Annotated in this window: 8 protein-coding genes; 5 read left to right on the plus strand and 3 right to left on the minus strand. The window is 46.0% G+C overall.

What is annotated here, in order from left to right; all coding sequences use genetic code 11:
- Positions 1–361 precede the first annotated feature (361 nt).
- The 3 genes from LYNGBM3L_RS19145 (at position 362) to LYNGBM3L_RS19155 (ending at position 5,136) form a co-directional block, all read left to right on the plus strand.
- Positions 362–1,198: an esterase/lipase family protein gene (locus LYNGBM3L_RS19145; RefSeq protein WP_229414607.1), complete on the plus strand. Its 837-nt coding sequence runs from the start codon at positions 362–364 to the stop codon at positions 1,196–1,198.
- Positions 1,199–1,246: 48 nt separating this feature from the next.
- Positions 1,247–3,514 carry a tetratricopeptide repeat protein gene (locus LYNGBM3L_RS19150; RefSeq protein ID WP_052308465.1) on the plus strand — a complete coding sequence of 756 codons (2,268 nt, stop codon included), beginning with the start codon at positions 1,247–1,249 and terminating at the stop codon, positions 3,512–3,514.
- A gap of 425 nt (positions 3,515–3,939) precedes the next feature.
- Complete coding sequence (locus tag LYNGBM3L_RS19155; protein WP_008186732.1) at positions 3,940–5,136, plus strand: HhoA/HhoB/HtrA family serine endopeptidase; 1,197 nt, start codon at positions 3,940–3,942, stop codon at positions 5,134–5,136.
- A 272-nt stretch (positions 5,137–5,408) separates the two neighbouring features.
- On the opposite strand, the gene LYNGBM3L_RS19160 is transcribed toward LYNGBM3L_RS19155, so the two are convergent.
- The 3 genes from LYNGBM3L_RS19160 to LYNGBM3L_RS45920 all read right to left on the minus strand — a co-directional run bounded on the left by LYNGBM3L_RS19160 (position 5,409) and on the right by LYNGBM3L_RS45920 (position 9,901).
- Positions 5,409–6,767, minus strand: a complete 1,359-nt coding sequence (locus LYNGBM3L_RS19160) for an ATP-binding protein (RefSeq protein WP_008186734.1) — start codon at positions 6,765–6,767, stop codon at positions 5,409–5,411.
- Between the two features lie 641 nt (positions 6,768–7,408).
- Positions 7,409–9,319, minus strand: coding sequence for a molecular chaperone DnaK (gene dnaK / locus LYNGBM3L_RS19165; RefSeq protein WP_008186736.1), 1,911 nt, complete (start codon positions 9,317–9,319; stop codon positions 7,409–7,411).
- Positions 9,320–9,751: 432 nt separating this feature from the next.
- The gene (locus LYNGBM3L_RS45920) at positions 9,752–9,901 is read right to left on the minus strand and encodes a hypothetical protein (protein ID WP_154659853.1); all 150 of its coding nucleotides are present in this window, start codon (positions 9,899–9,901) and stop codon (positions 9,752–9,754) included.
- Positions 9,902–10,405: 504 nt separating this feature from the next.
- Between LYNGBM3L_RS45920 and dusB the strand changes: the two genes are divergently transcribed.
- Entirely contained in the window at positions 10,406–11,452 is a 1,047-nt protein-coding gene (gene dusB, locus LYNGBM3L_RS19170; protein ID WP_044493932.1) for a tRNA dihydrouridine synthase DusB, read from the plus strand.
- Positions 11,453–11,619: 167 nt separating this feature from the next.
- Positions 11,620–11,799 carry a 30S ribosomal protein S21 gene (gene rpsU / locus LYNGBM3L_RS19175; RefSeq protein WP_008186741.1) on the plus strand — a complete coding sequence of 60 codons (180 nt, stop codon included), beginning with the start codon at positions 11,620–11,622 and terminating at the stop codon, positions 11,797–11,799.
- Positions 11,800–11,939 lie beyond the last annotated feature (140 nt).

Here is an 11,939-nt window from a genome sequence, read left to right on the forward strand (position 1 = left end):
GTGCGTTAGGGGTGGACTTGCCCTAATTGTTTGCTTCTTAGCCAGCCTTGGTATAGTCCGCTCCGTAACGCACCACCAGGTCAAACAGCCAAAGTAAAATTCACAAAAAAAATGTTAGCGTTCGCGTAGCGTCTCTTTCAGAGAATCGCATTTTTTTGATAAGTAATTTTATCGAGAGTATCGGTAATAGTAAATCGAAAAAGTAATTAATTTTGATAATTTTTTCCCGATTCCCGATTCCCGATTCCCGATTCCCGATTCCCGATTCCCTACTCCCTATATTTCCCTGTGTTAAACTATATATAGATTGGGTTTCAAGCATCTACTAGTTAATGCTATATAGTAAACTGGAGGCTAATCCTTGACTAAATTAACCGGCTTGATGGAAATCTCAAGCCATCAGGACTCATTGCCCAGTGCGGATGTCGTATTTGTTCACGGGCTGGGAGGGGATGCTAGAAGCACGTGGCATCCCGAGGGAAAACGGGATGATGATGACTTCTGGCCAGTTTGGTTAGGAAACGATCAGCTAGGTCTTAATATCTGGTCTTTTGGGTATGACGCTGAAGGGACAAACTGGAAAAACAACAGCAGTATGCCCCTTTTTGACCAAGCCAGTAATTTATTAGATTGGTTAGATATCCACGATATTGGCAAGCGTCCATTAGTATTTATTACTCACAGTATGGGCGGTCTTTTAGTCAAAAAAATGCTTAACAGTGCCTTGACGTTTCAAAAGCAAGCTATTCTTGAGCAGACTAAAGGGATTGTATTCCTGGCTACTCCCCACACTGGTGCTCATCTCGCTAATTTAATTGATAATATTGGCGTTTTGGCACAAACCACCGTAAGTGTCAAAGAACTAAAAGCTCATTCCCCTCAGTTAAGGGAATTAAATGAGTGGTATCGAGAAAACGTTCGGAGTCTAGGAATTGCTACAAAGGTCTATTATGAAACCCAGCCTGTAAAAGGAATTTTGGTGGTAGACCCAGATAGTGCTAACCCAGGCATTGAAAAAGTGAAGCCGGTTGCTATGGCAAATAACCATATTGACCTATGCAAACCAGAGTCTCAAAACAGTCAGGTCTATCTTGGTGTCAAGAAATTTATCAAAGAATGCGTCAACACTCCTGTGCGCCTAACGGATGACAGCAACGGAACAGTTTATGTTGGCGAGATTCGTATTCATGAGCATTAGCTGAAGTCGTCCGACCGGGAACGGACAAAGTTAAATCCCCCCACTAACATTACTAATCGAGGCACTCCCCACTTTGTCGGGAGACAAGATCAACTTGAGCAGCTCCATCGGGAACTTCAACAGACCGATAAACTAGCAATTTGTGCCATTGCCGGAATGGGGGGTGTGGGCAAAACCGAATTAGCTCTACAATATGCTCTGAAATATCAGGAAAACTACCCTGGTGGTAGGTGCTGGTTATCGGTGCGGGGTGCAGATCTCGGAACTCAAATTGTTAGGTTTGGGCGTACCGAATTAGGATTAACGATTCCAGATGAACTCGATTTCAACGAGCAGGTAAGATACTGCTGGAGAAATTGGCGAGAAGGAACAGTATTAATTGTGCTGGATGATGTCCCTTCTTTCGGCAAGGACTATAAACAGAGAATTCAGCCCTACTTACCTCCAGCCCAATCCCGCTTTAAAGTACTGGTCACCAGTCGTCAGCGGCCAGGGGCTTCTTACCGACGACTTGACTTGGATGTACTATCCCCAGAAGCAGCATTGGAATTATTGCGTACCCTTGTTGGAAAAGAGCGCATTGACAAGGAAATAAACGAAGCAGAAGCCCTCTGTAAATGGTTGGGTTATTTGCCCTTGGGCTTAGAGTTAGTCGGACGATATTTAGATCTAGATCAAACGTTAACTATCGCTAAAGTTCAGAAACGTTTAGAAAAACAGAAATTAGCAGCTAAGGCATTACTTTGTCCTGAAGACCAAGGGGAAATGACAACCCAGTTTGCAGGAGTAGCAGCAGCCTTTGAGTTATCCTGGCAGGAGTTGCCACCAGAAGCCCAGCAGTTAGGATGTCGTCTGAGTCTGTTTGCTCAAGCTCCTTTTGATTGGTTCCTGGTCGAGAATTGTCTTATCGAAACTGAAGATGAGGAAGAATGGGAAGAAGAACAAGAAGAATTGGAGGAGTTACGTAATCGCTTTTTGGTAAATCGTAATCTGTTGCAACTGACAGAATATAAAACCTATCGACTTCATCAACTAATTCGAGAATTTTTCCAGACCAAGCTGGCTGAATTACCAGAGGCCAATAGCTACAAGCAAAGCTTTTGTAAGGCAATGGTGGCTATAGCAGAAAAAATTCCAAAAATTCCTTATACACCAACTAAAGAAATCACTGCAGTAGTTAGCCCCCTCATCCGTCATTTAGCCGAAACTGCTACTGTCCTAACTGACTGGATCAGGGATGAAGATATAATAAAGCCCTTTGCTAGCTTAGGGAAATTATATCACGGTCAAGGTATCTATGACCAGGCTGAACTGTGGTATCAGCAATGTCTAAAGATAACTAGAAGCCGCTTGGGTCACCACCATCCCCATGTGGCCGAAAGTCTCAACAACCTGGCTGGACTTTACTATGATCAGGGGCGGTATGATCAAGCCGAACCCCTCTATAAACGGGCATTGGATATGATAAAGCGGCTGCTGGGTGAAGACCATCCCGATGTGGCCGACAGTCTCAACAACCTGGCATTACTCTACTATGCTCAGGGGCGGTATGATCAAGCCGAAACCCTCTATATCGATGCTTTGGAGCTGTTGAAGAAGCTGCTGGGTGAAGACCATCCCGATGTGGCCGACAGTCTCAACAACCTGGCATTACTCTACCATGCTCAGGGGCGGTATGATCAAGCCGAAACCCTCTATAAACGGGCATTGGATATGATAAAGCGGCTGCTGGGTGAAGACCATCCCCATGTGGCCAAAACTCTCAACAACCTGGCTGGACTTTACGATGATCAGGGGCGGTATGATCAAGCCGAACCCCTCTATAAACGGGCATTGGATATGAGAAAGCAGCTGCTGGTGCTGTGTGAAAACCATCCCGATGTGGCCGACAGTCTCAACAATCTGGCTGCACTGTACTATGCTCAGAGGCGGTATGATGAGGCCGAACCCCTCTCTAAACAGGCATTGGAGATGAGAAAACAGCGGCTGGGTCACTACCATCCCGATGTCGCCCAAAGTCTCAACAATCTGGCTGCACTGTACTATGATCAGAGGCGGTATGATGAGGCCGAACCCCTCCATCAACAGGCATTGGAGATGAGAAAGCAGCTGCTGGGTGAAGATCATCCTGATATAGCCCAAAGTCTCAACAACCTGGCAACACTCTACCAAGCTCAGGGGCGGTACGATGAGGCGGAACCCCTTTTTGTCCAAGCATTGGAGATTGCCGAACGGAAGTTAGGCTTAAACCATCCTAACACGGTAACCTTTGGTGATAATTTGAAAAGGTTGCGCGATATCCTTAATAATACTTAATTTTTGAGGTATTTTCAGAATAAATTGGCTATTTGGTGCGATGTATTCATAACAATGACTAGTTATCAAAAGAAATTGTAATTCACCCTACAGGATTGACCTTTGGTCACGCTAAGCGATGCTCCTTTGGAGCCGCTAAAAGCGAACGCATTCTCAACCCAACAACCAAAGAATAGCTCTCTTTACCAAATTCCTATCAAAAGCGCTATAATAAAATATTACCCTATATTATTCCCACACCCCACACCCCACACCCCACACCCCACACCCCACACGTGAGGTCTTTGTCAAAAAACCTACCTTTATCAGCACTCCCCACCCGCTATTTCACGTAACTCCAAAATATTCTTCGGCCAACACTTGACATTTTTCAGTAAAGTGTAAGTATATAGACCCCAAAAGCAATTAGTGAAATTACTAGAACCATGAGTTTATCCCTAAAGCAGCTGACCGTTTATCTGACATTGCTGGGCTTGGGCGGAGGTGCAGGGGTTTTGGGTAGTCGCTATCTCATGGCAGAGCAAGAGGTAATCAGACGCCCACAAATCGTTCCAGCAGTATTACAACCATTCACGCCACAACGACCAACGGTTAAACCCCAGAGAAACCTGAATTTCATTGCTAAAGCGGTAGAGAAAGTAGGTCCGGCAGTGGTGAGAATCGATGCAGCCCGTCAGGTATCACGGGATATCCCACAACCGTTCCACAATCCCTTCTTTAGGCGCTTTTTTGGGGATGACCTGCCTATGCCAAAACAGCGCATCGAGCAAGGCACCGGCTCTGGGTTTATCCTCAGCTCCGATGGACGCTTGATTACCAATGCCCACGTTGTAGAAGGCACAGAGGAAGTTAAAGTCACCCTAAAAGACGGTCGCAGCTTTGACGGTCAAGTGGTGGGCACTGACCCAGTCACCGATGTAGCCGTAGTCAAAATTGAAGCAACGGACTTGCCCACAGTCAACTTGGGTAAAGCAGAGAATTTGACCCCAGGAGAATGGGCGATCGCTATTGGTAATCCCCTCGGTTTAGATAATACTGTAACCGTCGGTATCATCAGTGCTTTAGGGCGCTCCAGTTCCCAGGTCGGGGTTCCTGAAAAACGGGTCAGCTTTATCCAAACTGATGCCGCAATTAACCCTGGTAATTCTGGTGGACCGTTGTTGAATGCCACTGGTGAAGTAGTTGGGATTAACACCGCTATTAGAGCCAATGCCCAAGGCTTAGGGTTTGCTATCCCGGTGGAAACTGCCGAACGGATTGCCAATCAACTATTTTCCAAAGGTAAAGTTGAGCATCCTTACCTAGGCATTCAGATGGTGACCGTGACCCCAGAGTTGAGAGAAAAAATTAATCAAGACCAAGACTTTGACCTGAAAGTCACCCAAGATGATGGGGTTTTAATCGTCCGGGTGGTGCCAGGCTCCCCCGCCCAGAGAGCTGGTTTCAAATCAGGAGATATCATTAAAACCGTTGGGTCGAAACCAGTTAAAAATGCCACTGAGGTTCAGCAGGGTGTGGAAGCCTCTGAAGTTGGCTCCCAGTTAGAGGTGGAAGTGCTTCGTAACGGTAAGACCAAACTAATCGTGGTGCGACCAGGGGCTTTTCCCATGGAAAATCGATGATCATATAGGGAGTAGGGAATCGGGAATCGGGAATCGGGAATCGGGAATCGGGAATCGGGAATCGGGAATCGGGAATCGGGAGTTCGTAGGGTGGGTTAGGCGCGGTCAGGGATTTTGAGGGATTACCAATCAGTGTTGCTGCGCGCCGTAACCCACCGTGTTCAAATTTAGATCGCAAGTGTGGGCAGTAACTAGGTGGGTAGTAGCTAGCTACAGAATTAGCAAGCTGAGTTAATCGCTCTGTGTAGTGCCCATCCTACATCTACATCTCTTCACGACTCCCGACTCCCGACTCCCGACTCCCGATTCCCCATTTCCTCTGCTTGTAAAAAATTAATAAATTGTCGTGCTGTCCTACCAGAGAAACCATTGGCTCGGATTGCCCACTGTAAGGCACGAGGTCTGATTTCACTAGGTTCAAGGGGGATTTGGGCTAGGGTAGCTAGATGTTGGACAATCTTGAGGTAGGTTTTCTGGTCAGCTTTCTCAAAGGTTAGGGTTAAGCCAAAGCGATCGCTAAACGAAAGTTTCTCGTGAACCGTATCCCAACCATGAACCTCTTCATTGCTAGGACGGGGACGGTCTTCAAAGAATTCTCGAATCAAGTGTCGTCGATTAGAGGTCGCGTAAACCACAACATTGTCAGGTCGTGCTGTTAAATTCCCTTCCAACATTACCTTTAAAGCTTTGTAGGAATCATTATCCTCTTCAAAGGATAAATCATCGATAAAGATAATAAATTTTTGAGGCTGGTCTCGCAATTGCTCGGTAATCACCGGTAAATCGATCATCTCTGATTTCGGGACTTCAATAATTCGCAATCCCCGCTCACCGTATTCATTTAACAACGCCTTGACCAAAGAAGACTTACCTGAACCGCGACTACCGTAAAGTAATACATTCAGGGCTCGGTAGCCTTTCAGCAGAAACTCTGTATTCTTGAGCAATTGCGTCCGCGCCAATTCATAGCCCACCAGCTCACTGAGTCTAATCGGATCTGGATTAGCAATACCAAACAACTGACCTGATTGCCAACGAAACCCCTGATAGTCAGCAAAAAGTCCAGTGCCAAACTCTCGATAGTATGCCGCGATCGCCTCCAAGCCATCAGCCCAATTGTCTAAATTATTTAGTTTAGCTTGTAGATCAGCTTGCCATCGACTACGTTTATCACTCTGGTCAGACCCAGACCTGGATTGACTTGACTCACAATTCCAAGGCACCAGTTCAACTGGTAAAACAGATGCTCTTTTGACCCACTTACAAAGTTGTTTAGTGCTGCACTTATAGATATTTTGTAAAGCTTGTAAGTCATGACGAGCCGCCTCTACCAATGCTGGGGGTAATGTTTCTAATTCAGAACCTTGCACTTGCCTGGTAAAGGAATTATCAGCCCTAAGGATTTGCCTAAACAGATAATATTGCCAACTTTCGTTTTTGCTAGCTAACCCTTGAAACCAGTCACCATAAGCTTTTAAACAACGGATGTCATCCACATCCCTGTTCACTATAGCTTCTAATAGTTTCAAAAAAGCTAAACCTACCCCTTCACTCAATACTGATTGATAAACTAGCAAAGATGCAGCTTGGTAGCGGAGGTTTTGAATTGAATCAATCGTTTGTTTATCCACAATAGGGTTTTCAGTTGGTTAGGGAATCGGGAATCGGGAATCGGGAATCGGGAATCGGGAATTCAGAAGAGGCAATAGGCAATAGGCAAAAGTTGATTTTAGTTTGATGTTTTGATGTTTTAAAAATGTCACCGATAAACTACTTTAAGGATTTACTTTTTTTGCTAAAAATACTGATATCCTCTATTATTAATCAACTTTACTAAGTGACGACTATTGCCTCTAGCATGAATGCCTTTTGTCTAGACTTTAGGTACTAATTTATCATATAGCAATCCGTGTCGTAATTGTGATAATTTTTTCCCTACTTCCGATTCCCGATTCCCTACTCCCTACTCCCTAAAATCCAATAAACAAAAGGTTGATGAGCATTGTATCACTCATCAACCTTGATTAGACTTTGGACAGGGATCAACTAAGGGTTAGGATTCTCTGCCATTAGCTATTAGCCATCTAAGTATTCAGCTATCAGCTATTAGCTATCAGCTATCAGTTATCAGTTATCAGTTTATGAATAAAACAGGTAACCATTTTTTTGATCTGAGTTACGGGACGCTGACCGCTGACCGCTGACCGCTGACCGCTGACCGCTGACCGCACCTCAAGTAGCGTGCGCGTAGCGCATATGCTTACCCAAACCTCTACTTGCTTTCAGAAAACTCAGCGTCAATGACATCATCACCACCAGAGCTACCAGAAGCAGCAGCATCAGGGCCTGGTGTGTCAGCATCGGTAGCCTGAGCAGCCCCCTCAGCTTGTTGATAGAGGTTAGCACTAACACTGTAGAGAGCTTGTTGTAACTCAGGGGTCAGAGTCTTGATTTTCTCATCATCCTCTTGGCCAATTGCCTCTCGCAGGTCTTTGATCAACCCTTCGATCTTCTCCTTATCAGCAGCTGGCAATTTATCATCCAGTTCTTTAATCTGTTTCTCGGCCTGGTAGGTCAGAGAATCAGCTTGGTTCTTACGGTCAATCTTCTCACGACGCTCTTGGTCAGCCTCTGCATTAGCTTCAGCATCTTTCACCATCCGGTCTACTTCCTGATCGGATAGGGTGGACGCACCAGTAATGTTGATCGACTGTTCCTTACCAGTGCCCTTGTCCTTAGCGGTAACATTCAGGATACCGTTGGCATCAATGTCAAAGGTTACCTCAATCTGAGGGACGCCACGGGGTGCAGGGGGAATACCATCCAATCTGAAGGTTCCCAAGCTCTTGTTGTCAGAGGACATTTCCCGCTCACCCTGAAGAACATGGATTTCTACGTTGGTCTGACCATCCACAGCAGTAGAGAAGGTTTCTGACTTCTTGGTGGGGATAGTGGTGTTGCGGGGAATCAGTTTCGTCATCACGCCACCGAGAGTTTCCACACCCAAGGACAAGGGGGTAACATCCAACAGTAGGATATCCTTGACTTCACCAGCCAATACACCACCTTGGATAGCAGCACCTACTGCTACCACTTCATCGGGGTTAACGGTTTGGTTGGGGTCCTTGCCAAGTACCTTCTTGACCACCTCTTGCACTGCAGGGATCCGAGTGGAACCACCAACCAAGACCACCTCATCAATGGCACTCTTGTCGAGTTTGGCATCTTTGATGGCATTCTCTACCGGAATGCGGCAACGGTCGATTAAGTCAGAGCAAATATCTTCAAACTGACCCCTAGTCAAGGTCATATCCAGGTGCTTAGGCCCTTCTTGGGTAGCCGTGATGAAAGGCAAGTTAATGTCAGCTTGCATAACGCTAGACAACTCAATCTTGGCTTTCTCTGCGGCTTCAGTCAGACGTTGTAGAGCTTGCTTGTCCTTACGTAGGTCAATCCCTTCTGCGCTTTGGAACTCTTTGGCTAGGTGATCAACAATTTTCTTATCAAAGTCATCACCACCGAGGTGAGTGTCACCGGAGGTAGCCAACACTTCAAACACCCCGTCGCCTACTTCTAGAATGGAGACGTCAAAGGTACCACCACCCAAGTCAAACACTAGGATAGTTTCGTTGCTCTTCTTGTCTAAACCATAAGCCAGAGAGGCTGCGGTGGGTTCGTTGATAATCCGCAGCACTTCAACCCCAGCAATTTTACCCGCTGCCTTAGTAGCTTGACGCTGGGAGTCATTGAAGTAAGCTGGCACAGTAATTACGGCTTGGGTAACGGTTTCCCCAAGATACTTGCTAGCATCATCAACCAGCTTGCGCAGCACCTGAGCTGATATCTCTTCTGGCGCAAATTGCTTTCCTTGAGCTGGGCAATCTAGCTTGACATTATCACCAACCTTGAGAGTTTTGTAAGATACTTCGGTAGCCTCGTTGGTGACTTCACTGTATCTACGTCCAATGAAGCGTTTGACTGAATAGAAAGTGTTTTCGGGGTTCATCACCGCCTGACGCTTAGCAATTTGACCGACTAAGCGATCGCCATTTTTGGCATAAGCTACGACTGAAGGGGTTGTCCGAAAACCTTCTGCATTAGCAATAACCGTGGGTTTACCACCTTCCATTACTGCTACACAGGAGTTTGTTGTACCTAAGTCAATTCCAACAACTTTTGCCATAAGAGTGTTCCGGGTGCCTATAACTACAAATACTGGTAGGGTAGGAGAGGATTAGAGAATTATCCGTCAGATTGGTTCAAGCAATAACCGTTGCGAGTTTTTATACCATCGGTTGGATTACCATTATTTATACTGAACTTGATTTGCCAGTCTAATGAAGGGTGGTTTCCCGAACCTAAGATGGGACGGTTCTTGATTGAATAACCGATTATCTACTGATTGTCTCGGTCAGGGGGCAGCAGGAAAGAAAAAAGTTATGGGTAATCAGCGCCATTCTCGATTAGGTGTGAGAGTCGGAAGATAGGGAATATCACCGAAGTTGGGGAAGAATCCACCAAGAGTTCTGATTTCCGTCACGTTTGAATTAGGACTGCTATGGTCAAAACCCATGTATGTTTTTTTCCTGACCCCTTTTTGTTGCCTTGCCTGTGTCTAATTTACGAAAATTAACGGCTGTTGGGATTGGTGTGAACCGTAACAAATCAGTTGTGTTTGCCGTCTTGAGAGTAGTAGAGGAAACTGAAACTGAAACGGGATAGGGAGTCGGGAGTCGGGAGTCGGGAGTCGGGAATCGGAACCCACCCCTAACCCCTCCCAGGAGGGGAACGGGAGTCGGGAATCGGGAGTCGGGAGTCGGAAGCTGTGGGGAGATCGGGAGTGATAATTAAGAACTGCTATAAGTACTGCTATAAGTATGATCAGCTAAGTATGATCAGCGCTATATCTGTGTTCTGTCATTCTCGGAGATTGCGATCGCGCTTTCAGGTTACAGTCACAGAGTTGTTGAGATTTAGCTCTATTTTCTGATTCTTATTAGAAAATAGAGAAGCGATCGCCGTTTGTACAAAAGTTACAGAACTTAGGAATCACAAAAGTTTTCCCAGACTGATGAAAGAGAAATATAGCAATCTTCATAGCAATGAGGTACGAATTTTAGCTATTCCCTGTTCCCCATTCCCTGTTTACTATTAAATAATTATCGCTGCTCCGAAGTCCCTGCTCCCTGCTCCATAAAACAAAAAAAATGTACCTCACCTAATTAAAAAATGCTATTAGGTGATCACGACGGAAACAACACCATTCCCAATGCCATTTCTATCTCCACAATTACAGCAACGGTTAGCATCACCCCTTAAAATTGGCTCGGTTGAGGTCAACAGCAGGGTTTTACAGTCACCCCTGTCTGGAGTAACCGACTTGGTGTTTCGTCGCCTAGTGCGTCGCTACGCCACTGAGTCGATGATGTATACCGAAATGGTTCATGCTAGCCAGTTAAAGTATCTCCGAGAATTGCCCAAGGTTATGGAGGTAGACCCATTAGAAAAACCGATCAGTATCCAATTATTCGACTGTCGCCCGGAATTTCTGGCTCAAGCGGCACAAAGGGCAGTGGCAGAAGGGGCAGATACTGTGGATATCAATATGGGTTGCCCTGTTAATAAAATTACTAAAAATGGTGGCGGGTCTGCTTTACTGCGAGATCCAGAAACGGCGGAAGCAATTGTACGGTCAGTAGTCAAGGCGGTGGAGGTACCTGTAACGGTCAAAACCCGTATTGGCTGGACTAATCAGGAGATCAATGCGGTAGAATTTGCCCAACGTATGGAAGATGCCGGGGCTCAGATGTTGACCCTCCATGGCCGTACTCGTGACCAGGGGTATAATGGCTCGGCTCGCTGGGAATGGATTAAGCGGGTAAAAGATGTGCTGTCTATCCCAGTGATTGCTAATGGGGATATTTTGTCCGTCGATGCAGCAGTGCGCTGCTTGGAAGAAACCGGTGCTGATGGGGTAATGTGTTCTCGGGGAACCCTGGGCTATCCCTTTCTAGTCGGAGAAATAGACTATTTCCTGAAAACCGGACAACTGTTACCCCCAACCACACCAGTACAACTGCTTGAATGTGCTAAAGAGCATTTACAAGGTCTATGGCACTATAAGGGGGAGCGTGGTATTTATCAATCCCGGAAACACATGGCTTGGTACGCCAAAGGGTTTCCCGGAGCAGGGGAATTGCGTAAGAAACTCAGTAGAATAGAGACGGTTGACCAAGGAGTTGAGTTGATTGAAAATGCGATCGCTAAACTTCAGCCGTCAGCCGTCAGCCGTCAGCCGTCAGCCGTCAGCCGTTAGCCGTTAGCCGTCAGCTTATTTTATTCAAAACTCAAGTAGGGTGGCACAGGCTTCTAGGGTGGCACAGGCTTCTGTCACGTCTTGTTATCAGCAACCTTGCTAGATAGTATAATTGTATGATACTATAAGCAGAATTTTTTGTTGAAATTTAGGAGGATTAATTTAGTATGACCCAAGTGGTTGTCGGTGAAAATGAAGGCATTGAGTCAGCCCTGCGTAGATTTAAGCGACAAGTATCTAAAGCTGGAATTTTTGCTGATATGAAGCGTCTACGTCATTTTGAGACTCCCATTGAAAAGAAAAAGCGCAAAGCGATCGCTCGCAGACGCAAGCGTCGGTACCGCTAAACCTTCAAGTCACTGTTACCACTCCCCGGTCATGAGACGCGGGGTTTTTTGGTGGCTTACTTCTTATCATCTTACCGGTTAACCAACAAGTATAAGGATCGGGAATCGGGAATCGGGAATCGGGAATCGGGAATCGGGAA

The sequence above is a fragment of the Moorena producens 3L genome (assembly GCF_000211815.1).
Lineage (GTDB): Bacteria > Cyanobacteriota > Cyanobacteriia > Cyanobacteriales > Coleofasciculaceae > Moorena > Moorena producens.

Excerpts from the sequence above, each read along its gene's own strand:
- dusB (WP_044493932.1), top strand. The coding sequence starts at position 10,406 with ATGCCATTTCTATCTCCACAATTACAGCAACGGTTAGCATCACCCCTT.
- rpsU (WP_008186741.1), top strand. The coding sequence starts at position 11,620 with ATGACCCAAGTGGTTGTCGGTGAAAATGAAGGCATTGAGTCAGCCCTG.
- dnaK (WP_008186736.1), bottom strand. The coding sequence starts at position 9,319 with ATGGCAAAAGTTGTTGGAATTGACTTAGGTACAACAAACTCCTGTGTA.
- LYNGBM3L_RS19155 (WP_008186732.1), top strand. The coding sequence starts at position 3,940 with ATGAGTTTATCCCTAAAGCAGCTGACCGTTTATCTGACATTGCTGGGC.